General features: G+C 71.9%; 21 protein-coding genes and 1 pseudogene. 12 read left to right on the forward strand and 10 right to left on the reverse strand.

The window, feature by feature from the left end:
• Positions 1-506 precede the first annotated feature (506 nt).
• A complete protein-coding gene (locus tag ABD224_RS23535) occupies positions 507-1,037 on the forward strand; it encodes a hypothetical protein (RefSeq protein WP_344053142.1) in 531 nt (176 codons plus the stop codon).
• A 193-nt stretch (positions 1,038-1,230) separates the two neighbouring features.
• Positions 1,231-2,208 (forward strand): TauD/TfdA dioxygenase family protein, encoded by a 978-nt coding sequence (locus tag ABD224_RS23540; protein ID WP_344053144.1) that lies wholly within the window; start codon positions 1,231-1,233, stop codon positions 2,206-2,208.
• A 59-nt stretch (positions 2,209-2,267) separates the two neighbouring features.
• On the opposite strand, the gene ABD224_RS23545 is transcribed toward ABD224_RS23540, so the two are convergent.
• The gene (locus ABD224_RS23545) at positions 2,268-2,888 is read right to left on the reverse strand and encodes an L-threonylcarbamoyladenylate synthase (protein WP_344053146.1); all 621 of its coding nucleotides are present in this window, start codon (positions 2,886-2,888) and stop codon (positions 2,268-2,270) included.
• A gap of 365 nt (positions 2,889-3,253) precedes the next feature.
• Between ABD224_RS23545 and ABD224_RS23550 the strand changes: the two genes are divergently transcribed.
• The 3 genes from ABD224_RS23550 to ABD224_RS23560 all read left to right on the forward strand — a co-directional run bounded on the left by ABD224_RS23550 (position 3,254) and on the right by ABD224_RS23560 (position 7,290).
• Complete coding sequence (locus tag ABD224_RS23550; RefSeq protein WP_344053148.1) at positions 3,254-4,813, forward strand: helix-turn-helix domain-containing protein; 1,560 nt, start codon at positions 3,254-3,256, stop codon at positions 4,811-4,813.
• Between the two features lie 636 nt (positions 4,814-5,449).
• Positions 5,450-6,799: a transaminase gene (locus ABD224_RS23555; protein ID WP_344053150.1), complete on the forward strand. Its 1,350-nt coding sequence runs from the start codon at positions 5,450-5,452 to the stop codon at positions 6,797-6,799.
• Between the two features lie 50 nt (positions 6,800-6,849).
• Positions 6,850-7,290: an Lrp/AsnC family transcriptional regulator gene (locus ABD224_RS23560; RefSeq protein ID WP_344053152.1), complete on the forward strand. Its 441-nt coding sequence runs from the start codon at positions 6,850-6,852 to the stop codon at positions 7,288-7,290.
• A 154-nt stretch (positions 7,291-7,444) separates the two neighbouring features.
• On the opposite strand, the gene ABD224_RS23565 is transcribed toward ABD224_RS23560, so the two are convergent.
• Entirely contained in the window at positions 7,445-8,644 is a 1,200-nt protein-coding gene (locus tag ABD224_RS23565) for a glycoside hydrolase family 64 protein (protein ID WP_344053154.1), read from the reverse strand.
• Positions 8,645-8,974: 330 nt separating this feature from the next.
• Here ABD224_RS23565 and ABD224_RS23570 point away from each other — a divergent pair, with 330 nt between their 5' ends.
• Together ABD224_RS23570 and ABD224_RS23575 are read left to right on the forward strand one after the other, a co-directional pair.
• On the forward strand, positions 8,975-9,253 hold the full coding sequence (locus ABD224_RS23570; RefSeq protein ID WP_344053156.1) for a GlsB/YeaQ/YmgE family stress response membrane protein: 279 nt from the start codon (positions 8,975-8,977) through the stop codon (positions 9,251-9,253).
• Positions 9,254-9,644: 391 nt separating this feature from the next.
• Positions 9,645-10,463 (forward strand): SAM-dependent methyltransferase, encoded by an 819-nt coding sequence (locus ABD224_RS23575; protein WP_344053159.1) that lies wholly within the window; start codon positions 9,645-9,647, stop codon positions 10,461-10,463.
• Between the two features lie 10 nt (positions 10,464-10,473).
• Here ABD224_RS23575 and ABD224_RS23580 read toward each other — a convergent pair whose 3' ends face one another.
• Positions 10,474-11,397, reverse strand: a complete 924-nt coding sequence (locus ABD224_RS23580; protein WP_344053161.1) for a helix-turn-helix domain-containing protein — start codon at positions 11,395-11,397, stop codon at positions 10,474-10,476.
• Positions 11,398-11,494: 97 nt separating this feature from the next.
• Positions 11,495-11,725: a DUF397 domain-containing protein gene (locus ABD224_RS23585; protein WP_344053163.1), complete on the reverse strand. Its 231-nt coding sequence runs from the start codon at positions 11,723-11,725 to the stop codon at positions 11,495-11,497.
• A gap of 185 nt (positions 11,726-11,910) precedes the next feature.
• On the opposite strand from ABD224_RS23585, the gene ABD224_RS23590 reads away from it, so the two are divergent.
• The 3 genes from ABD224_RS23590 to ABD224_RS23600 all read left to right on the forward strand — a co-directional run bounded on the left by ABD224_RS23590 (position 11,911) and on the right by ABD224_RS23600 (position 13,415).
• Complete coding sequence (locus ABD224_RS23590; RefSeq protein ID WP_344053165.1) at positions 11,911-12,456, forward strand: hypothetical protein; 546 nt, start codon at positions 11,911-11,913, stop codon at positions 12,454-12,456.
• A gap of 317 nt (positions 12,457-12,773) precedes the next feature.
• A complete protein-coding gene (locus tag ABD224_RS23595; RefSeq protein WP_344053221.1) occupies positions 12,774-13,019 on the forward strand; it encodes a WhiB family transcriptional regulator in 246 nt (81 codons plus the stop codon).
• A 138-nt stretch (positions 13,020-13,157) separates the two neighbouring features.
• A complete protein-coding gene (locus ABD224_RS23600; RefSeq protein WP_344053167.1) occupies positions 13,158-13,415 on the forward strand; it encodes a DUF5133 domain-containing protein in 258 nt (85 codons plus the stop codon).
• An 85-nt stretch (positions 13,416-13,500) separates the two neighbouring features.
• Here ABD224_RS23600 and tgmB read toward each other — a convergent pair whose 3' ends face one another.
• From tgmB to ABD224_RS23615, 3 genes are all read right to left on the reverse strand, one after another.
• Entirely contained in the window at positions 13,501-14,484 is a 984-nt protein-coding gene (tgmB, locus tag ABD224_RS23605) for an ATP-grasp ribosomal peptide maturase (RefSeq protein WP_344053169.1), read from the reverse strand.
• A gap of 15 nt (positions 14,485-14,499) precedes the next feature.
• On the reverse strand, positions 14,500-14,691 hold the full coding sequence (gene tgmA, locus ABD224_RS23610; protein ID WP_344053171.1) for a putative ATP-grasp-modified RiPP: 192 nt from the start codon (positions 14,689-14,691) through the stop codon (positions 14,500-14,502).
• Between the two features lie 118 nt (positions 14,692-14,809).
• Positions 14,810-15,151 (reverse strand): YkvA family protein, encoded by a 342-nt coding sequence (locus ABD224_RS23615; protein ID WP_344053173.1) that lies wholly within the window; start codon positions 15,149-15,151, stop codon positions 14,810-14,812.
• Between the two features lie 216 nt (positions 15,152-15,367).
• Between ABD224_RS23615 and ABD224_RS23620 the strand changes: the two genes are divergently transcribed.
• Positions 15,368-16,525, forward strand: a complete 1,158-nt coding sequence (locus ABD224_RS23620; protein WP_344053175.1) for a hypothetical protein — start codon at positions 15,368-15,370, stop codon at positions 16,523-16,525.
• Between the two features lie 37 nt (positions 16,526-16,562).
• Here the strand turns inward: ABD224_RS23620 and ABD224_RS23625 are convergent, their stop codons facing one another.
• From ABD224_RS23625 to ABD224_RS23635, 3 genes and pseudogenes are all read right to left on the reverse strand, one after another.
• Complete coding sequence (locus tag ABD224_RS23625) at positions 16,563-17,843, reverse strand: hypothetical protein (RefSeq protein ID WP_344053223.1); 1,281 nt, start codon at positions 17,841-17,843, stop codon at positions 16,563-16,565.
• A 147-nt stretch (positions 17,844-17,990) separates the two neighbouring features.
• Positions 17,991-19,088 (reverse strand): YihY/virulence factor BrkB family protein, encoded by a 1,098-nt coding sequence (locus tag ABD224_RS23630; RefSeq protein WP_344053177.1) that lies wholly within the window; start codon positions 19,086-19,088, stop codon positions 17,991-17,993.
• Between the two features lie 127 nt (positions 19,089-19,215).
• Positions 19,216-19,997: pseudogene (locus tag ABD224_RS23635) on the reverse strand (hypothetical protein); the annotation flags it as partial.
• Positions 19,998-20,167: 170 nt separating this feature from the next.
• Here ABD224_RS23635 and ABD224_RS23640 point away from each other — a divergent pair.
• The gene (locus ABD224_RS23640) at positions 20,168-21,085 is read left to right on the forward strand and encodes a DMT family transporter (RefSeq protein WP_344053179.1); all 918 of its coding nucleotides are present in this window, start codon (positions 20,168-20,170) and stop codon (positions 21,083-21,085) included.
• The last annotated feature ends 84 nt before the right edge of the window (positions 21,086-21,169 follow it).

Raw genomic sequence — 21,169 nt, forward strand, 5'->3', positions numbered from 1 at the left:
CGCCGTGCTCGCCCGCCGCCGGGCGGGGAATCCGCGGGGAACTCGTCCGGGCCCCGGGCGGCACTCCGCCCCTGGTTCCCGTCCGCCGCTCCCGTCGGGCCGGTGACCGGCACGGACCTGATCATTCGCAGCACGGCGCGGGAGCACAGCGGTGCCGTCGCGCCGCCCCGGCACGACGGTCCCGGTGGCCGCGCACCGCATGACCGGGACCCCACCGGTACCGCGGCACCGGGGCGGCCCGATGCCCATGGCCGCCCCGGGGCCCCGGCGCCCCGCTCCGCCGGGCTGCTCGGCCCGCCCCGCTGACGGCGTCCGGCGGGCGGCCACCGGAGTGATGTGCGGCACGCTCCCGCCGGCGCCCGCACGGCCCGGTGGAGGATTCTTCCTGCACACGGCTTGATCAGTGATCAAAGACGGGGAATTACCGGGACACGGTGCATTCCGTTCATTTGACAGTGCACTGAGCGCGCGGATAGGAAGCAGCCCTGGAAGTCGAGAGGTGCACTGTGTACGAGCCGAATGTGGTCGGGGACTGGCAGGAGTACGACGAGCATGCCGGTCTGCGGGTCCGCGTCCACCGCCTGGAGCGGGCCGAGCCGCCGCGCGGACGCGACGAAGCCGCCGAGGGGCTGACGTACTTCCGTCTCCGTGTGACCGTCGAGAACCGCGGCCCGCGGCGCTTCGGCGTCCATCTGGAGGACGGGCAGATCGACGTACGGGTCGGCCCCGACGGGGAGGGCGCGTTCGTCGACTGGCGCAACTCGCAGTTCATCGAGGGCTACGACATCTATCCGCTGCGCCGGGCCACCGCGGTGCTGTACGCGGCGGGACCGGAGAACACCCTGTCCCAGATCGACGTCCAGGTGCAGCTGCGGGTCGACGACGAGTGGACCGAGCGCAGGCTGTGGACCGGCGGCATCGGTGTGTACGAGGAGTCCGTCGTCGCCGGCGTGCACACGGCGGGCGGGGCCGGCGGCCTGGCGCACCAGATCAGCAACTTCCTGCGCGACCAGGCCGGGCCGGGCCCCGCCGACTGACCCGGCCGGCCCCGCCGGCCGTGGCCCGGCGGCCCGTACGTGCCGTGGCACGCCCGCAGCCGCCGGTGCCCGCCGCGCTCCCCTCCGCCGCCCCGCAGGCCCCGCTCCCCGTGGCCGACAGGCGCTGTCGCCGTGCACGGACATCGCTGCCACGATCGGTGAGGACCGTCACGACGAGCATCGGAGCGCACGGATGACGACGGACACAGGCAGGAGCACGGCGGACGGGCGGCAGACCGGCGGGATCGAGGTGAAGCCGGTCGCCGGGCACATCGGAGCCGAGATCACCGGGGTGGACCTGGCCGGGGAGCTCGACGACGGCGTGGTCGCAGAGATCCGCGCGGCGGTGCTGCGCTGGAAGGTGGTGTTCTTCCGCGGGCAGCGGCTGGACCACGCCCGGCACGTGGCCCTGGCCCGCCGCTTCGGCGACCCCGTGGTGCTGCGCAGGCGGGGCAGCGCGTCGCCGCCGGATTTCCCCGAGGTGGAGACGACCGCGGACCGGCTGGAACTCGGCGGACGGTTCGGCATGGACCACGAGGAGTGGCTCCGGCGCCGCAGGCACACGCTGCTGCGCGGCTGGCACTGCGACCACGGCGCCCGTGTCGACCCGCCGGCCGCGACCATCCTGCGCGCCGAGACCGTCCCGCCGTACGGCGGCGACACCACCTGGTCCAATCTGGCCGCCGCGTACGCCGGGCTGTCGGCTCCGGTGCGCGCCTTCGTCGACGGCCTGCGCGCCGAGCACCGGCTCGGGGTCGGCTACCAGCCGAGGCCCGGCGACGACGCCTACGTCCGGCATCTGCTGGACCATCAGATCGCCACCGTGCACCCGCTGGTGCGGGTCCACCCCGAGACCGGGGAGCGGGTGCTGTTCGTCAACGGCTACTACGTCGAACAGATCCAGGGCCTCTCCCGCGCCGAGAGCGCGGCGATCCTGCAGATGCTGCTCGAGCAGGCGGTACGGCCCGAGTACACGGTCCGGTTCCGCTGGGAGCCGGGCAGCGTGGCCTTCTGGGACAACCGGGCCACCATTCACCTCGCGCCCAGCGACCACACCCACCTCGGCCTCCCGCGGATCATGCACCGGGTGATGCTCTCCGGCGACGTACCGGTCGGCGTGGACGGCAGGCCGTCCGAGCCGATCACGGGCAGCGCGCCGGGCCGTTGGTGACCGGCCCGGCTTCCCCCGCTGCCGGCGGATCCGCCGTCGGCCCGAGGCCGCTGCGAGGCTCACTCGAACCGTGAGACGTCGCCCGCCCCCCGCCGTACGATCTCGGCCTCCCCGCCGGAGAAGTCGATGACCGTGGTCGGCTCGGTCCCGCAGTCGCCCGAGTCGACCACGGCGTCCAGGACATGGTCGAGCCGGTCCTTGATCTCCCAGCCCTGTGTCATCGGTTCCTTCTCGTCGGGCAGCAGCAGCGTGCTGGACAGCAGCGGCTCGCCGAGCTCCGCGAGCAGGGCCTGGGTGACGACATGATCGGGAATGCGCACCCCGACGGTCTTCTTCCTCGGGTGCTGCAACATGCGCGGCACCTCCCGTGTGGCGGGCAGGATGAAGGTGTAACTGCCGGGCGTGGACGCCTTGATGAGGCGGAAGACGTCGTTGTCGATCCGTACGAACTGGCCGAGCTGCGCGAAGTTCTGGCACACCAGGGTGAAGTGGTGCCGGTCGTCCAGGCGGCGGATCGCCCGGATCCGCTCGATGCCGTCCCGGTTGCCCAGGCGGCAGCCGAGGGCGTAGCACGAGTCGGTCGGATACGCGATCAGCGCCCCCTCGCGGATGCTGTCCGCGATCTGACGGATGGAGCGCGGCTGGGGGTTGTCGGGATGCACATCGAAATACTTCGCCATTCACCGAGCTTATGCCGTGCGCCGGCGGTCGCCGTGCAAGCGGTCTGTCCCGTTCCCGTGCCGTGTGCCTCCGCACGCCGCCGACGGGGCATCGTATTTCGGCTTTTCAGGAGTAGCCGGCGGATACCGGGGAACCAGCACTCACACACCGCCCGGGAGCTGCCCCCCGGCCCCGGGCGCGCGGCTTCGCCGGCCACATCACCTCCCCCCCCTGTGATCCGCCGGCGAGGCCGCCCTTTCCCCGTCGGCCGTCCGCCGGCCGTGCGGTGTTCCCGGCCCCGGACCGCCGGGCCGTCCGCTGGTAACGTCCTCGGCCGAAAAGCCGAGGTCAAAGCCACGAATGTACGGCGGAGAAGAGGGCGGGCATGACCGGGCACGAGGGCAGGACCGACGGGAAGCCGGAAGAAGCCCCGGGAGGAGAAGGCCCACAGACGTCCTGGGCCGAGGAGCTCCTCGACCAACTGCGGCCGGCCGGACGGGACGTGCACAAGGTCGTCGCCTGGCTTGCCGCGTCCGCGCACGGAACCGCCTGCCTCCTGGACGGCGCCGGCACCCTCCTCGCCGGGGAACCGCCGTCTTCGGCCGAGGGCCTGGACGGGGACCTGGTCGCGGACGTGGTCACCGGCCGGCTGGCCGCCGCCGCGCTGCAGGACCGGGGGCGCCACATCCGTCTGGTGCGGGTGGGCGGTCCGCCCGCGTCCTCGGCCGGTGTCCTGGCCGTGCTGCGCGCCGAGCCCTTCGACCGGCAGTCCGCCGGCATGGTCACCCGCACCGCCGCCGTGCTCGACCTGCTGCTGCGGGCCCGCGGGACCGACGAGACCGGACGCCGCCTCGCACAGGCCACGTCCGCGCTGCGGCTGGCCGTCCTGCAACTGCTGATGGTCGAGGACACCGTCTCGGCCCGCCGGGTGGCCGCGGGACTGTGGCCCGGCCTGCTCGACACGGACACCGCCTGTGTCTACGTCCTCGAAACCCGCCGTGGCACACGCGACCGGCTGGCCGCCGAGTGCCTGGAGGCCACCGGGGGACGGGCCCTGGTGGTGCGCTGCCCGGCGGTGGACGAGCATGTGATCGTGGTCGCGCCCGCCGAGAGCACCGGCGGGACACTGCGCTCCCTGGTGGGCGGACGGCCGCACACGTTCCTCGGCGGCAGCACCCGGCACAGCCTGGCCCGGACCGCGACGGCGTACGGACAGGCCGTGAGCGCGCTCGCGGTCGCCCGCTTCCGCCCGGACCGCACGGCCGTGTACGCCGAGCGGACCCGCCCCGAGCGCCTGATGGACCCCGAGGCACTGCACGCCTGGTCCGCCCGGCTGCTGTGTCCCCTGGACACCCTGCCGCACCACATGCACGCCGAACTGCTCGCCACCACCCGGCTGGGCCTGGAGTTCACCGCCGTCAGCACCGCGAAGATCCTCGGTGTGAGCCGCAACACGGTGCGCGCCCGGATGGAGCGGGTCGAAGGGCTGCTCGGCGCGGACTTCAGCCGTCTGACCGTCCGGGCCGTCGTCCACCTCGCCCTGAACACCCGGGCGGGGCTCGGCCACCGCCCGGCCTCCGGGACGGCGCCCGGTCCGGGGGCCGTACGCCTCGGCGACCTGCTGGCCGGTCCGGCGCTGCGCGGCTGGGCGCACGAACTCCTCGGCCGTCTGACGGCCGGCACCCGGGATCTGCGCGGCACGCTGCGCGCCTGGATCACCGCCGACGGCAACGCCGAGCGCGCCGCCCGGCTGCTCGGCATCCACGCGCAGACCGTCCGGGAACACGTACGCGGTGCGGAGCCCGTCCTCGAACGCCGGCTCCTCGACGGCGGCCGGGACCTGTACGAGGTCGTCCTGGCGCACCTCGCGGTGGGCGACCTCGACCCGCCTGCCCTTGAAGGAGGAGGAAAAGAAGGAGGAAGGGGAGAAGGAAAGGGAGGATGAAGACGGACATCCGGGACTCATTTGTGCACGGGTGAGCCTCCGGCCGGGCGGAGAGGGCACCGGCACGGTACCCGGAGGTCGCACCGGACCCATAGATTCGTCGTGCCCGGGGACGGGACCGGCGCGGGGGACCAGTTCCGTCCCCGCCGAGCAGCACGACGCGGGTCACAGCCCCGTGCGGTGCTCGCGGGGAACGCCACCGCGCGGCCGACTCCAGTTCGTACAGCGGCAGTTGAGGCGAGCGGCGATCCGTGGGGACCGTTGGCGGCCCCGCGGCCTGGCCTGTGGTGTCCGTGAGGACGGACAGCCGCCGTTTGCCGGGCCACGTCTCACCGCCGAGCCGCTCCTGGCGGCACAGCACGGCAAGCCGTCCGGTCCCGTACGAGAACCAACCCCTCGTCTTTCTTCCGGTTTCTTCCGGTTGTCCGTCTCGTCCCGCCCCTCTGAGCCTGCCTCAAGGGACGATCAACCTCCTCTCCGTCCCCAGCGAGGGAAGCGCGGCCACAACCTCTGCACGCACGAATCAGTTGCTGTATCGCTCGTATCGGCAACATTCTCTTGCCTGTACAGCTGATCCAATCGTACGATCCGCTCAATCCGTAGTCGTTCGTAGTCTCCGACCGTCAGGACGCCCTCATGGACCGCACCCGTCTGCGCCACCTCCTCGCCCGCGAGAGCGCCGAGGCCGAACGGCGCAACCCCCGCTCCAGAGCCGCCTACGACCGCGCCGACCATCTCTTCGGCCGGGTGCCGATGACCTGGATGAACAAGACCGCCGGTGCCTTCCCCCGCTATCTGGACTCCGCCCGGGGCGCCCGGGTCACCGACATCGACGGGCACGAGTACATCGACTTCTGCCTGGGTGACACCGGCGCCATGGCGGGTCACTCGCCCGCACCCGTGGCCGAGGCGGTGGCGCGGCGGTACGCCGAGCTGGGCGGGGCGACGGCGATGCTGCCCACGGAGGACGCCGAATGGGTCGGCGCGGAGCTCACCCGGCGCTTCGGGCTCACCCGCTGGAGCTTCTCGCTGACCGCGACCGACGCCAACCGCTGGGCGATCCGGCTCGCCCGCGCGGTCACCGGCCGCCCGAAGATCCTGGTGAACAGCTACTGCTACCACGGCAGCGTCGACGAGTCGCTCATCGTCGTCGGCCCCGACGGCCGCGGCACCGCCCGCGAGGGCAACGTCGGAGCACCCTGCGACGTCACCCTGACCAGCCGCGTCGCCGAGTTCAACGACCTGGACCAGCTGGAGCGCGAACTCGCCCACGGCGACGTGGCCGCCGTCCTCATGGAACCGGCGCTCACCAACATCGGCATCGTGCTGCCCGAGCCCGGCTATCTGACCGGTGTGCGCGAGCTGACCCGGCAGTACGGCACGCTGCTCATCAACGACGAGACGCACACCTTCTCCGCCGGACCGGGCGGCTGCACCGCGGCCTGGGGCCTGGAGCCCGACATGCTGACCATCGGCAAGGCGATCGGCGGCGGCATCCCGGCCGGCGCCTACGGCCTGTCCGCCGACCTCGCCGACCGGCTGCTGGGCCGTACCGACCTGGACCTGGTGGACATGGGCGGTGTCGGCGGCACCCTGGCGGGCAACGCGCTGTCGGTCGCCGCGACGCGCGCCACGCTCGAGCACGTCCTCACCGACGACGCCTTCGCCCGCATGGAGAAGCTGTCCGAACGCTTCGAGGCCGGTGTCCGGGCGGGCATCGAGGCCCACGGCCTGCCCTGGTCGGTCAGCCGCCTCGGCGCCCGCACCGAGTACCGCTTCGTCTCCCCCGCTCCGCGCACCGGCACCGAGTCGGCCGCCGCCGCCGACCCCGAGCTGGAGGACTTCCTCCACCTCTACCTGGCCAACCGGGGCATCCTGCTCACCCCGTTCCACAACATGGCGCTGATGTGCCCCGACACCACCGAGCAGGACGTGGACACGCACACCGAGGTCTTCGCCGCCGCCCTGTCCGAACTGCACGGCTGACGACCGCCATTACGCTGGGCCGAGTCGGCCGGAGAGGGAGAGCGAGGCACGTGGACGAGATCGACCGGGCCATTCTGCGCGAGTTGCAGACCGACGGGCGCATCGCATACGCGGATCTCGGGCCCAAGGTGGGCCTCTCCGCGTCCGCGGCCCGTCAGCGGCTGCAACGGCTGCTGGACTCCAAGGTCGTCCAGGTGGTCGGTGTGACCGATCCGATGGCCATGGGCGGGCAGGCCATGGCGCTGCTCGGCATCGGCGTGGACGGCGATCCCCGGGCGGTCGCCGACCAACTGGCCGAGCGCACCGAAGTGATCTACGCGGTGCTGACCTCCGGCGGATTCGACCTGTTCGTCGAGGTCGTCACCCCCGGCCCCAGGGATCTGCTGGACTTCGTCAACGACGTGGTCCGCCCGATCGAGGGCGTCCGGCAGGTGCAGTCGTTCCCGTACTTCGGCATCCACACCCACCGGTTCCTGTGGGACGTGGGCTGACCGGCCGGGCTCACCGGCGCCCCGGGACACGCCCCGGGGCGGGTGACATGAGTCCCGGCAGCCTCACGCCGTCACGGCCGCCGTCACCGTCCCGCACGCCGGAAACCGCGGGCTTTGGCGTGCGGGACGGACGGCATTTCCGGGACGGGCGTTTCTAGAAGGGCGTGAGGGTCAGCCGGATCTCAGCCGGGGCGTTGTCCTCGATGTACGAGGCGAAGTCCGCCACGTCGTCGAAGGCGAACCCGTAGGCCCGGCCGTTGTCCGTCACCGAGTGCATGACCTTGGCGTAGTGGTTGGTGATCGGGGTGCGGTAGAAGGAGGCGGCGTCGGTCGTCGGCTGGGTGGCCGAGGACAGCAGGGTCGAGCGGTTGAAACCGGCACCGAGCACCGCGGCGACCGGACCCCTCGTACCGTCGTTGGGGGCGGCGAGGGCGCCGTGGCAGAACAGGACGTCCCGGGTGGAGGGCTTGTCGAAGGCGAAGGAGGCCGGGCCGTCGAAGCTGAACCGTCCGCCGCGCACCCGGCCGGTGAAGGTGCCCGCGTTGGTCGTGACCCTGAGATCCCTGCCCGTGTAGGTGCCCCACACCTCGTCGATGTACGGCGCGAAGTAGTCCTGGGCGAACAGCCCCGCGTCCAGGCCGTGCCCGGGGGCGATGACCCGCAGGTCGTCCAGGACGAGCCTCGAGAATCCCTCGGTCTGCCGCAGCGCGTTGAACGCGGCCGCCCGTCCGCCGCTGCGGACGGCGCCCGTCGTCTGGTTCCGGGCGCCGGTCAGACGGATGCTCAGCGGCACGCTGAACATGTCGACCATGGTCGTGTTGCAGAACATGCCGGCGGAGTTGAACGTGAACTCCACACAGTCGTGCAGGACGCGGTAGTTGGGGTCCGAGGACACCCAGCCCGCCGGGTACTGCAGGGCGGGGTTGCCGTTGCCGTCGACGACGGCCTTGAACTTCAGCTTCTGGCCGAGGGCGACATAGATCCGGCCGGACATCTGCGGCAGGGACAGCCGGGTCTCGCCGCTGCTCGCCAGGGGTATCGCGTAGTCGGTGAAACCGTCGCCGCCGTTGTCCGACAGGGAGATCGGCGCGAGCCTCCCGTCGGGGGTGACGCGGACCTGCCGGCCATCCTGGTTGCCCACGATGTAGACGTGGACGGAGGTGTTGTTGAAGGCGCCGCTGTTGTTGACGATCGTGAGCGGAAGCGACTGCGCGGCGGACGTCTCGTTCTTCGAGGCCGTGTCCGCGAGGGCGTGGGGGGCGATCGCCGCGATGGCGGGTGCGGCCACCGCCGCGCCGCCGAGGGCGGCGAGGAACTTTCTGCGGCCAAGGGGACGCTGGTGTCGAGAGGCCATGTGGGGGGATCTCCTTGATGTCGTACGTGGGGGGATGACGGCGAACCGGGAGAGAAGCGGGCACGAGCGCATACCGGCTCTGAGAGCGCTCTCAGGCCGCCGTTGGGGCTCGATAGTACGCATCGCAATCACTCGTGCCAACAGGTCCAACGGTCCTTCATGTCCTCGCGGTGTGCGGCTGCTTGGGAGACAGAAGGGGATTCGATCAGGAATCGGCCCGGCCTCGGGCGGGCCGCCTGGACATCGGAAATGCGCATGCCGGGTTTGCCCGCGCTCATTGTGTGCATCCGATAAGGACACACGTTTCCGGAGGGGAAGAAGGATGAGGACATGGGCATCATCGCCTGGATTCTGATCGGCCTGCTGGCCGGCGCCATCGCCAAGCTGCTCCTCCCGGGCAAGGACCCGGGCGGCATCATCGTCACCATGTTGATCGGCATCGCGGGCGGACTCCTGGGAGGCTGGCTGGGAAAGGTCATCTTCGGCGTCGAGTCGATCAATGGCTTCTTCCAGCTGTCGACCTGGATCGCCGCGATCGTCGGCTCCCTGATCCTGCTCGTGCTGTACCGGCTCTTCACGGGCAACCGGAGCTCCCATCGGCACGCCTGAGCCGTTCCGGCCGCGCCCGGCGTCCGCCCCCGGGGGCGGACGCCTCGCAGGGGACGTTCCGGCCGGGCCCTCCCGCCGGACAGAACGACGGCCGGCCCGTGCGGACCGGCCGTCGGCGAGCGTGGCGCGGGAAACGGCACGGGAGCGACCGGGGGAACGGCGGCGAGCACCACCAGGCACCTGGGCCGGCACGGACTCCGGAGGCTTTCGCACCGTGCCGTTGACAGGTGGGGTGCGATGAGGAAACCGTGACGATCGGGACAGACGGCGAGGCGATCGCGAAGTGCCGTTCATCCGTGGTCCCGTTCGGCCGGTCAGCGGGGCCTCCACGCTGTACTCTCGGTCGAACCGGCCTGGTTGGCGCGGCGGAAACGGCGAGTCTGGGGGATCGATGCCCATGGAGAAGCACCTGCCCACGAGAATTGACGAGAAGGTGCCGACGGCCGCGCGGATGTACGACTACTACCTGGGCGGCAAGGACAACTACGCGGCGGACCGCGCGGCATGCGAGGAACTCGACAAGGTCGTCCCCAGCACCCGCCGTCTCGCCCTCAACAACCGGCGCTTCCTGCAGCGCGCCGTCCGTGTGATCGCCGAGGAGTACAAGATCCGCCAGTTCCTCGACCACGGCTCCGGTCTGCCCACCCAGGACAACGTCCACCAGATAGCACAGCGCGTCGACCCCAGCTCGCACGTGGTCTACGTGGACAACGACCCGATGGTGCTGGTCCACGGCCGGGCCCTGTTACAGCAGGACGAGCGCACCGCCGTCATCCACGCCGACATGCGGGACACCGACGAGATCTTCTCGCACCCCGAGACCCGGCGTCTGATCGACTTCTCGCAGCCGGTGGCCGTGCTGTTCAACTCGGTGTTCCACTGCATCCCGGACAGTGACACCGACGGCCCCCTCGCGGTGGTCCGGCGGGTACGCGAACGGCTCGTGCCCGGCAGCCTCATGCTCATGTGCCAACTGGTCAGCGACGACCCGGACGTACGCGCCTTCGTCACCGACTTCATGGCCGAGGTCACGCAGGGCAACTGGGGCCGGGTGCGCCAGGAGAAGGACGTCGCCGAGTGGTTCGAAGGACTCGAGATCATCGAGCCGGGGCTGGTGGAGGTGTCCACCTGGCGGCCGGACAACGATGTGGTGCCCCGTCAGCTCACCTATGAATGGGTGGAGTTCGGCGGCATGGGCCTGGTCCGCTGAGCCGTGTCGCTCAGGAGGCGGGGGAGTAGCGGTCGTTGACCGTCCTGCGCAGCAGCGCCAGGGACTCCTGGGGTGTCAGCGCCTCGTCGGCCAGCCGGTCCAGGGCGATCCGGTACTCCTCCGTCTCGTCGCGGTCCTCCAGGAAGTTGGCGCTTCTGATGTGCTCGAGGTAGACGATGTCGGGCAGATCGAGCCCGCCGAAGCGGAGATAGGTGATCGGGAAGCCGGGTGCGGACGCGTTGGTCACGTCCAGCGGGATGATCTGCACGGTCACATTGGGGCGTTGCGCCATCTCGATCAGATGGCCGAGCTGTTCGCGCATGACCTCGCGGCTGCCCAGCACACGCAGCAGCACCGACTCGTCGATGACCGCCCACAGCTGCGGAGCGTCCGGACGCAGCAGCAACCGGGCTCGCTGGGCGCGCAGTTCCACGCGCCGCTGCACCTCGCTCGCCGAGGCGGTCGGCAGACCGCGCTCCACCACGGCCCGGGTGTACGCCGGGGTCTGCAGCAGACCGGGGACGTACTGGATCTCGAAGGTGCGGATCGCGGCGGCCGCCTCCTGGAGACCGACCAGCCGGTCGAACCACTCGGGCATCAGCCGCTTGTCGTAGCGCTGCCACCAGCCGGGTTCACCGGCCCGCCGCAGCAGCTTGAGCAGCACCGAGGACTCGTAGGCGTCGGCGCGGTACAGCTTCAGCAGGGCGCGGACATCGCCCTCGGCCGGAGGGCGGCGTCCCTTGCCGGACTCGATGCGCGACAGCTTCGCGGCGCTGAACCCGAGTGCTTTCGCCGCCTGGTCCTGGGACAGGCCGGCGTCCTCGCGAAGGCCTGCCAGCTGGACGCCGATCAGCATCTTCAGCAGAGTCGGGGCCGGCTCGGGCCGGTCAAGGTAGGGTTCGAGACGGGAGAGACGATGCGGCTCGGCGGACATCCTGGCTCCCAGTGGACCGGCAGATGTGAAAGCCACACTACCGCACCGTCCCGTCGCAGGGCGCATGTGCCGTGCAAGACGCCAACTTCCTTGCGTCTCACAGTAGATGGTCGAACTCGCCCTCCTTGGCGCCGGCCAGGAACGCGGCCATCTCGGCCGGGGTGTAGACCAGGGCGGGACCGTCGGGATCACGGGAGTTGCGCACCGCGATGCCGCCGTCGGCCAGTGCGGCGACCTCCACGCAGTTGCCCTCGGCGTTGCTGTGCCGGCTCTTGATCCAACGGGCGTCCAACGAGCTTGCCCGCACTCCGTTTCGCACTGGTGGCATCGCAGTCCCCTCGCTGTCCACGTTCCGCGCCCGCGCACTTTCACGAGAAATTTCGCGTGCAATTGCACGCCGACGCCTTTGCTGTGGATAATAACCGGGACGTCAACCCGTCGGTAGACGCCTCACGCTGACGTCGCATCAGGCAGATGCGCCCCCCAACGACCGCCGTTGAAAGGCCCGACGCCATGCGCACCGCACCGACGCAGCAGCCGAGCACACAGCGCGCCGACCGCACGACGCCGTCGGGCGGTGCGGCCACGGCCATGCCACTGTCGGGCCTGGGGCGGGTGCCCTGGAGCGAGATCAGGGACTCCACCGGTTCCGCGACCGCCATCCCCCTGCTGCTGGCCTGTGTGGCCTGCGGCGATGCCCGCACGGCCCGCATCGCCCTGGAGGAGCTGCGCAAACGGATCTGCCAGTACGGCTTCGTCGTGGAGCAGGCGACCGCCGCCACGGTCCCGTTCCTGTGGGAGCTCGCCCAGCTTCCGCGGGTGACCTGCCGTCCGCAGATCATCCGGCTGCTCAAGAACATCGCCGGCGCCCGGCAGTGGGAGAGCGTCGCCTCGGTCTATCCCAAGGTCCTCAACCACCCCGAGAACCCGGTGGTGTGGGAACGCCGGGCACGGCAGGCGGTGCGCGCCCGGAGCGATGCGCTCTCGGCGCTGCTGGCGGACCGGGACCAGGACATCGCCCGGGCCACGACGGAACTCGCCGACGCGCTCGCCGAGTGAGAGGGGCCCGGGGCCTCAGGGGCGCCCCGGCCGCTCGGCGGTTCCTCGGATCCGGCCGGCGGTGCGCGTGCTCTTCCGCTGTTTTTCCGCCGGACCTCCCTCGATGGTCATGGACCGTCCGCTCCTCGGGGCGGACGGCAGCGCATTTTCCTGAGTGTCTCGTGCGCACCAGAAGGGACCTTGGCCGCGAGACCGAAATGCACCTATATTGCGCATGCCTCTGCCGGGGCATGCGGCGTCCCGCCGCCGTGGGCGGGAACCGCCCGGACAAGTGCGGCCGAGTGTGAGCGGAGGTCCCGATGAGTGTCGGCCCACGGATGAACTGGCGCGAGCGCGGGGCGTGCCGCTTCGAGGATCCCGAGCTGTTCTTCCCGCTCGGGGAGAGCGGCTTGTCGCTGCTGCAGATCGAGCAGGCCCGTGCGGTGTGCCACCGGTGCCCCGTGCTGCGCGAGTGCCGGACCTGGGCTCTGCGCAACCGTGAGTGCGACGGCGTATGGGGCGGCATGACCGCGAAGGAGCGCCGCGCTGCGGCAGGGCGCGGCTTCGGGGGCCGCGGCCGCTAGAAACTTTGCTGACGACCGTCGGCCGGATCACCCGAATGCGGCTCAACCAGGGCAAAGGTGTGTCGCAAGGGATTTGTTATGCATGGCACGGCGTGCCTGGGGCAGGAGCAGCAAAAAAACCATGGAGAGGGGCGCTTCGTGCTGATTCCGGACCCGAAGGTCGTCAGGACGCTGCTGACGCGGTACGCATCGCTGAAGATCGCGCAGGCGGAGAGGGAGCGGGACGAGACGGCTCGGGAGCTGGCGGACGTCAGCTACACCTTGTGCGTCATGATGGGCACTACCAGCATCGATGACGCGATCAGAAAGGGAGACGCACTGCTGCTCGCCGCGGGGCGGTCGACGAGGACCGCCAAGGAGACGGACGACGAGGACGACCTTTCCCTGGCTGTCTGAGGCCGTCCGGCGTCCGTGCGGGCAGGGACGGGCGCGGCGGCCTGCGGATCTTCACCGGATCTTTCGGTGGCACTGCGTGCCGGTTTCAGGAAGTCACCGTGCGCCTGCCGTCGGCCCGTTCACGGTCCCGCGGGGAGGGACGGGCCAGCCACTCGGCGATGGTACGGGCGAGTGGCTGGCCGGTCTCCACCTCGATGAAGCCGAACTGCCCGGACTGGTTGCACTCCAGGAACCACCAGGTCCCGTCCGCGTCCTCGACGAAGTCGAAGGCCCCGTAGGTCAGTTCGGCCTCCCGCAGATAGGTGCGCACGGACTCGGCCACCCGCCGCGGCACCTCGGCCGGCCGCCACGGCGCATCGGACGTGGCGAACCGGACGTCCACCTCGTCGGGGTCGGCGTCCGCCGGGGTCTCCTTGCGCGCGGCCAGCAGTGTGTCGCCGACGGCGGTCAGCCGGATGTCGGCGCGCTTGGCGATCCTGCGCTGCAGCAGGGTGGGTCCGTAGGCCACCGCGCTGAAGTCCGTGTCCGGCGCGACCCGGCTGGTCGGCACCGCCCTCGGCGGCTCCTGGGGATGCGCGCCGGAGACCGGCTTGACCACCAGGTCCGGGAAGCGCTCGGCGAACTCCCGGGCGGCCTGCGGGAACGTGGTGATCAGGGTGGCCGGTACGGGCAGACCGCTGCGCTGGGCGAGCCGCAGCTGCCAGGGCTTGTGCCGGGCGCGCCGTGCCGCGTCGGGGTGGTTCATCCACCGGGCGGTGCAGCCGCGCAGCATCCCGTAGAGGGCCTGTGAGGCCTCCTCGGTCAGCCAGGCGGAGGGCTGCGCCGCCCGGGCCGCCGGGACTCCCGGCCTGCGCACCCAGATCGAGCGCAGGCCGTGGATGCTCACCAGCCGTCCGCCGGTGGACAGATGGCCGTGGAAGGAGCCGTGGACGTACTCGCCCGAGAGGGCGGCACCCGCGGTCAGATCCGCCGGGTCCAGCCGGACCACCGGGACGGAGGCGGCGTTCAGGTGCATCACCACCATGTCCGCCGTCACGTCCTCCTCGCCGGTCAGGATCAGTACGGTCATCGTCGCGGGCCGTGCTCAGTCGTCGAAGTGCGTCTTGGATCCCGCGGTGGAGGTCGTGGTGCCCAGCTCTCTGAGAAGCGCGTGGTCGGATGCGGCGATCCGTCCGTCCGGAGTGACGTTCAACTGCAGCCCGGAGTCGTAGACGTACGGCGTGGTCGCTTCCCGTTCCACTGCCGGACGTGCGTAGTTGAGCGCGAACGGTTGCATCGTCTCTCCCCTGTCGGTGCAGCCGAGATCAAGCGGTGGTCGTCCTTGCGGCATCGCTTGACCCGCTGGTTTTTCGGGTCCCGCCCACTTATACGGTTCGAACGGGTGATTGGTTTCCTTACGAGGCGTAGTCATGGGCGTCCGCGGGTCCGCGACGCCCGGAACGTCCCGTTCGGCGTGCCGGGGAGAGCAGCCGCCCTCCTCCGGCGGCGTGCAGCGAGCGCAGCGCCAGGAGCAGGACACCGATGTCGTCCAGGTACACCGGGTCGGGCAGCAGGTCCACCGGCAGTATCAGATAGGCGGCGGCACCCCAGAAGACCCAGCGCGGACCCGTGGGAAGACCGGCGCGGCGCAGAGCGCGCCGGGTGCGCACCAGCCGCACGAGCAGAGCGACGGCCACACCGAGCACGGCGGCCGCGAGCACGGCGGCCGCCAGCAGCACCTTTTCGGTGGAGTTCACGTTCCGCCCCTTCCTGTCGTCCTGTTCGCCGGCGGCTGCTCCTGCCGGATGCCCGGCCGCCGTGCTTTCCCGGCCGCCGAGCGGGGCACGGGCGGGGGTCACCCGACTGCGCTGCTCGGGTCGCACGCCGTGGAGAGGCATTCGGTAATGGTCAGGGTAAATGGCGTGTCGCCCTCGGGGGCGCAGCGGCGGCCGCACCCCTGCCATGGAGCACAGATGACCACCCGCACCCCACCACCCCAGTCGAACCAGTCCGTCATCGCCTTCCCCGAGGAGATCCACTGGTCCGGGCCACCCGGCGGCACGGCGGGAGGCGGGGAGGACGGCGGCGCGGACGGCAGTGCGGACGGCGATCCGCTCAGTGGCCTGGTCCGGGCGGTCGCCGACGACCGCCCGGTGGAGGAACTCGTCCGGCTCGTCGCCCTTCTGGAGGACAGGCCCGAGTACACCGGTGCCGTGCGCCACGCCCTGCGCACGGCCGCCCTGCACCGGCCCGTGGCGGACGTCGCCCGGCTGGTCGCCGAGCTGACCCGGCCGCCGCGCCCGGCCGACAGCGCCGACGACGCGATCCGCGCCGCGGTCATGAGCCGCTGTGTGGCGGACGTCGCCCGGCTGGTGGCCCTGCTGCACCGGATACCGCAGCAGGCGCACTGCGCACGGGAAGCGGTCCGTGCGGCCGCCACCGGACGCACGGTCGAGGACCTGGTGCAGCTGATCGGGCGGCTGGCCCGGGAACGGCACGACGAGACGTACGGCGAACCGTGCGCCGCGCGAGCCGCCGAGGCCGCGGGGACCGTGGAGAGCGCCGAAGCCGCAAGGACCGCAAGGACTGCGGAGACCACGCAAACCACGCAAACCACGCAAACCACGGAAACCACGGAAACCACGGGGGCCGTGAAGGAGCAGCCGGTCGCCGGCGAGCCGGGGAAGGGGGCGGGACGCCCTGTCTTCTGGCCCGGCTGGGTCGCCGCGGCGGCGCTCGCGGTGTGCGGCGCGGCGCACTTCCCGACGCGCTGGGAGGGCGCGCCCGTCCCGCTCTGCCTCCTCGCCCTCGCCGTGTCGGCGCTGTGCGGAGCGCTGGCCCTCGTCCTGGCCCTGCGCACCGGCGTCGTGGCCCTGGTGACCGGGGCGGTGCTCCCCGCGGTGCTCGCGGCGGTCGGCTACGTCGAAGGCAGGCTCGCCTCGGCCGGGCTGACCCGGGCCGTGGAGATCACCGTGGCACCGCCGCGCAGCGCCGGGCTCACCGCGGTGTGCGCCTCACTGGCCTGTCTGGCCGCACTGACCCTGCTGCTGATGGTCCAGGCGGCCGAGAGACATCCCCCGCCCCGGTCGGTCGCACCGGGCTCACCGGGGATCGATCCGCCGGTGCCGTGAGCACCCCGCCCACGCGGCGACGCGTCCCGGGCCGGGCTCAGTCCCCGGTCCGGGGCCGCGTGGGCCAGACGGGGGGCCCGGTTACGTCCCCGGAACCCGCGCCGGAGCCCGCGCCGGAGCCCGCGCCGGAGCCCGCGCCGGAGTCGGCACCGGAGCCGTCGTCGGCCAGGGAGGCCGTTTCCTCCCGGGAGGTCCCGCCCGCACCGGTGCCGGGGCGCAGCGACAGGGCCGTGTCCTTCAGGCGCCCGAAGCCGCGCGCCAGTTGCTGGAGAGGCAGTCCCACGGACATCCGGCCCGGTTTCCTCGCGGGCAGCACCCCCTTGGCCTCCGCCTCCCGGTAGGCGGCGAGCGCCTCGTGGGCCCGCTCGGCGGCCTCCCGGTACAGGTCCCGGGACCTCGTCATCGCCTCCAGGGCCTCGGCGTACATGGCGGCGAGCTTGCGCGCGTGGGCGAGTTCCTCCTCCAGGGTCATCAGGTGCCAGTCCTCGCGCAGCGCGGTCAGCGCCTCGTCCGCGCCGGGCGGCAGGGGCCGGGGCAGCGCGGCGAACCGTGTGATCGCGTCGAGGAGTTCCGTGGGCTCCGAGCCGTCCAGGAAGACACTGCGCACGGAGAACCCGTTCGTGTCGTAGCCGGGCGCCGCCGGGCTGCCGGGCAGGACGACGGCACCGCCGCGGGGCACCCGGGTGCCGAAGTCGTCCAGCACCCAGTTGACGGCCCGGAACCGGTGCGGCGCGGCGCGGTGCTCCACGACCCGGTGCCGCAGGCTCTCCGGCAGCAGCCGCACCAGCGGCAGCCGGCCGCGCTCGTCCGGCGTCATGGCCTCGTGCACGACGACATGGACGGCCCAGGTGTCCCGCACCGCGTGCTTCAGGACGCGCCGGAGCTCCTTGTCGTCCTCGGGAAGGGAGTTGACGTCCCCGAGCCGCAGACCCGTGACGGCTTCCCGGTCCCAGCCGGCGCCGGAGTGCTGCGGCCAGAACATGGCCGCGGGAGAGGGCCAGCGCAGGTCCCAGTGCTGCTCCGCCTCGGCCATCAGCACCCATTCCCGCACCTGCCTGGGTCCGGAGCCCCGCGGGGGCGACAGGGCGAGCCGGGCCCGCACGGTCACGTCGCCGGGCGCGAGCCAGCGGGCCTCGAAGACCGGCTCACGGGCGGAGTCGGCGTCCTCCGGCACGAGGTGGTCCTGAAGGACGCCCTCGGCCTTCAGCTGCTGCAGGCGACGCCGTACGGCGTCCACCGCGGCCAGGCCTTCACAACGGCCGCGGGCCGGCCACACCGTGGGCGGGGCCGGAGGTCGAGAAGTAGCAGAGTTCGACATGGCCAATCTGGGAGCGGAGGCGTGCATATTCAGTATCGCCATGTCGGATCATGCCCGATTCGGCGGGGTCGACGCCCGTCCTGCCACGCCGACGGCCCCGGCACCGCCCGCCCGCCACGGCCGTGCGCGTGCCGCGACGGGCGTGGCTCAGCCCTTGTCCGCGCGCCGCTGGTCCCGCTCGTCCCAGGTGCGGGTGTCCCGGGGCTCCACATAGGGCTCCTCGTCCACCGGATGCCCGCCGTCGATCACACGCTGACGCGTCAGCTCGGCGTCGAACTCCAGGCCCAGCAGAATGGCCAGATTGGTCACCCACAGCCAGACGAGGAAGATGATGACACCCGCCAGAGCACCGTAGGTCTTGTTGTACGAGCCGAAGTTCGCGACGTAGAAGGCGAAACCGGCCGAGGCGGCGAACCAGATCAGCAGGGCGAGCAGACTGCCCGGGGTGATCCACCTGAAGCCGCGGACCCTGGCGTTGGGCGTCGCCCAGTACAACAGCGCGATCATCATGGTGACCAGGAGGACGAGGACGGGCCACTTCGCGATGGACCAGGCGGTCAGCGCCGCGTCCCCCACGCCGAGCAGGGCGCCCGCCTGCCGGGCCAGGGAACCGGTGAAGACGACGATCAGGGAACTGGCCACGGCCAGCACCATCAGGGTCACGGTCAGCGTCACCCGCAGCGGCAGCACCTTCCACACGGGGCGCCCCTCGGGGATGTCGTAGACCGCGTTGGCGGCGCGGATGAACGCCGCGACGTACCCGGAGGCCGACCAGATCGCGCCGAGCAGACCCACCACCGCCAGGACGGAACCGAGGCCGGCGTTGCTCTGCAGCTGCTGCACCGCGTTGGTGATGATGTCCCGTGTCGCACCCGGTGTGAGTTTCTGCAGGTTGTCCAGCACCTGCGTGGTGGCCGACCGGCCGACCACACCGAGCAGGGAGACCAGCACGAGCAGCGCCGGGAACAGCGACAGCACCCCGTAGTACGTCAGGGCGGCGGCACGGTCGGTCAGTTCGTCCTCCTTGAACTCCCTGAGGACGCGACGGAAGACCGCGCGCCAGGAACGGCCGGGCAGGCCGGCGGGCGAGTCGGGAGCGCGCCGTTCGACCGCGGCGTCGGGCCCGGCCGTCCCGGCCCCCGTCTCCGGTCCGGGGTTCCGTGCCCGCCCGTCGGCCCTCTCGCGCGTCCCGGTGTCCTTGCCGGTGGAGTGATCCCGGTGACCGGGAAAGTGCAGACGGTTCATGAGGTCCGGGTGTCCCCGTTCGCCATGAACACGCGTGACGTTCCCGTCGGGTGTGCGACCGCACCCCGCCGGCACCGGCCCCGCCGCCGTTCCCGTGCCGTCCCCGCCCGCCGGGGCACGGCGGCTGCGCGCCGCTCGCGCGGAGCATGCCCTCGCGATCGACGATCTTCACCCGCTCCCGGCCCTGCGTCTCGCCCGGGGCCCGCTCCGCGGCGTCCGGCCGGTACCAGCCGTCCCAGGTGGTGAAGCGGACGTTCCGGTCGGCGAAAAAGGCGTCCACGGCCTTCGGGGCGGGGGAGACCGGGGTGTGCGGACGGCCGTTCGTGAAGTCGTCGGGCAGGTGGGCGACCGTCTCGTCGGCGTCGCCCTTGGTGCGGCCGGTCAGGGCCACGGGGCCGCGCCGGATCCAGCCGGTGACGTACAGGGACCGCACATGCTCGCCCTTTTCGGCGGTCAGCGGCCAGGTGCGCGGCACGTCCGGGTGCCCGTCGTACCAGGAGACTCCGGGTGCCCGTCGTACAGGAGACGAAGTCGGCGGCGCCGTAGGAACCGTCGAGGCCGATGCCGGGGACGGGCAGCGGGCGGTCGGCCGACGCACCGGTGGAGAAGAGCACTGCGTCGTGGAACGCGCACAGGTCGTCCAGGCCGGTGTCCTCCGGATGGGCGACATTGCCGAAGAGCCGGATCTGCGGTGTGCCGAGCACCTGGTGGAGCGAGGCGGTGATGCCCTTGATCCGGGGGTGTCGGGGTGACGCCGCAGCGGATCGGACCGAACGGGGCCGGCAGGCGTTCGAAGAGCTCGACGGACACGCCCGGCGCGGCGGCGGCGTCCGACGTGAGCAGGGCGTCGGCGGCGCGGATCCCGGCGGGGCCGGCTCCGACGACGGTCACCCGCGGAGGGCGGGGCATGAGCAGGTTCCCTTCGGACGAGGACGGACGACTGCCGAAGGCAGGCGACCGCCACCCTGGGTGAGGCACACCTGAGCCGGTACGCGCGTCCGTTCCATGAGGTCATAAGGCCGGCTTATGGCCAAGGCGGCCGGCAGGACGGCACGCCTCCCGTCGGGCATCGTGGAGCTGTGATCGAGTTGGCCGTGGGATTCGCCGTCGCGGGAGCCGCCAGCAACGCCCTGGGGACGGCCTGCCAGCGCAAGGCGGCCTCCACCGTTCCGCGCGGCGGCGGGCTGCGCCTGCTGCTCGCCCTGGCGCGCCGCCCGGTCTGGCTGGTCGGCATCGGCGGAGTGACGGGAGCCGCCCTGTTCCAGGCGCTCGCCCTGGTCAACGGGCCATTGGCGCTGGTCCAGCCCCTGTTCATCCTGGAACTGCCCTTCGCCCTGCTCATCGCCATTCCCCTGCTGCACAGCGGACTGCCCTCCGCGGGCTGGCGGGCCGTGGCGGGCGTGGTCGCCGGTCTCACGCTGCTCCTGGTCTCGGCCGCCCCCGCCGGAGTGAAGCACCAGGCGTCCATGGAGCGCTGGATCCCCGCCCTGGCGCTGTGCCTGGGGGCGATGGCCACCGCGGTGGTCCTGGCCCGGACCGGGCATTCCGCGCTGTTCCGCGCGGCCGTGCTGGCCGCGGCCGCCGCCATCGGCAACGCCCTGACCGCCGCGCTGCTGAAGTCCGCCACCGGCACCTTCGCCGCCTCGGGTCTTCCGGCCTTTTTGACCACCTGGCAGACCTACGGCTTCGCCCTCACCGGGGTCGGCACCCTGTTGCTGCTGGAGAACGCCCTCCAGGCCGGTGCGCTCGAGGCCTCCCAGCCGGCCCTGACGATCGGTGACGCGACGGTCAGCCTGGTGCTGGGCGTCACGCTGTTCGACGAGCGGGTCCGTACCGGCTGGTGGCTCGTGCCGGAGATGATCGGGGTCGGGCTGATCCTGTGGGGCGTGCTGCGGCTGACCCGCGTCGTCCCGCACATCCAGCAGACCCTGGTCGGTGAGAGCAGGACCCGGGACCGCGCGGACGACCGCATGCCCCGGCGGTCGCCGGACGTGTGACGACCGGACCCGGGACCCGGTCCCGCCCACGCCGCCCTCGCTGCCGACGGGGCACCCGGCCGGCGCTCCGGGCCGTGGGCGCGG

The organism is Streptomyces thermoalcalitolerans (assembly GCF_039525155.1).
Taxonomy (GTDB): domain Bacteria; phylum Actinomycetota; class Actinomycetes; order Streptomycetales; family Streptomycetaceae; genus Streptomyces; species Streptomyces thermovulgaris.

Bases quoted from the DNA above. Each gene is read 5' to 3' on its own strand.
- ABD224_RS23540 (WP_344053144.1), top strand. From the start codon at position 1,231: ATGACGACGGACACAGGCAGGAGCACGGCGGACGGGCGGCAGACCGGC.
- ABD224_RS23545 (WP_344053146.1), bottom strand. From the start codon at position 2,888: ATGGCGAAGTATTTCGATGTGCATCCCGACAACCCCCAGCCGCGCTCC.
- ABD224_RS23550 (WP_344053148.1), top strand. From the start codon at position 3,254: ATGACCGGGCACGAGGGCAGGACCGACGGGAAGCCGGAAGAAGCCCCG.
- ABD224_RS23555 (WP_344053150.1), top strand. From the start codon at position 5,450: ATGGACCGCACCCGTCTGCGCCACCTCCTCGCCCGCGAGAGCGCCGAG.
- ABD224_RS23565 (WP_344053154.1), bottom strand. From the start codon at position 8,644: ATGGCCTCTCGACACCAGCGTCCCCTTGGCCGCAGAAAGTTCCTCGCC.
- ABD224_RS23570 (WP_344053156.1), top strand. From the start codon at position 8,975: ATGGGCATCATCGCCTGGATTCTGATCGGCCTGCTGGCCGGCGCCATC.
- ABD224_RS23575 (WP_344053159.1), top strand. From the start codon at position 9,645: ATGCCCATGGAGAAGCACCTGCCCACGAGAATTGACGAGAAGGTGCCG.
- ABD224_RS23580 (WP_344053161.1), bottom strand. From the start codon at position 11,397: ATGTCCGCCGAGCCGCATCGTCTCTCCCGTCTCGAACCCTACCTTGAC.
- ABD224_RS23585 (WP_344053163.1), bottom strand. From the start codon at position 11,725: ATGCCACCAGTGCGAAACGGAGTGCGGGCAAGCTCGTTGGACGCCCGT.
- ABD224_RS23590 (WP_344053165.1), top strand. From the start codon at position 11,911: ATGCGCACCGCACCGACGCAGCAGCCGAGCACACAGCGCGCCGACCGC.
- ABD224_RS23595 (WP_344053221.1), top strand. From the start codon at position 12,774: ATGAACTGGCGCGAGCGCGGGGCGTGCCGCTTCGAGGATCCCGAGCTG.
- tgmB (WP_344053169.1), bottom strand. From the start codon at position 14,484: ATGACCGTACTGATCCTGACCGGCGAGGAGGACGTGACGGCGGACATG.
- tgmA (WP_344053171.1), bottom strand. From the start codon at position 14,691: ATGCAACCGTTCGCGCTCAACTACGCACGTCCGGCAGTGGAACGGGAA.
- ABD224_RS23620 (WP_344053175.1), top strand. From the start codon at position 15,368: ATGACCACCCGCACCCCACCACCCCAGTCGAACCAGTCCGTCATCGCC.
- ABD224_RS23625 (WP_344053223.1), bottom strand. From the start codon at position 17,843: ATGTCGAACTCTGCTACTTCTCGACCTCCGGCCCCGCCCACGGTGTGG.
- ABD224_RS23630 (WP_344053177.1), bottom strand. From the start codon at position 19,088: ATGAACCGTCTGCACTTTCCCGGTCACCGGGATCACTCCACCGGCAAG.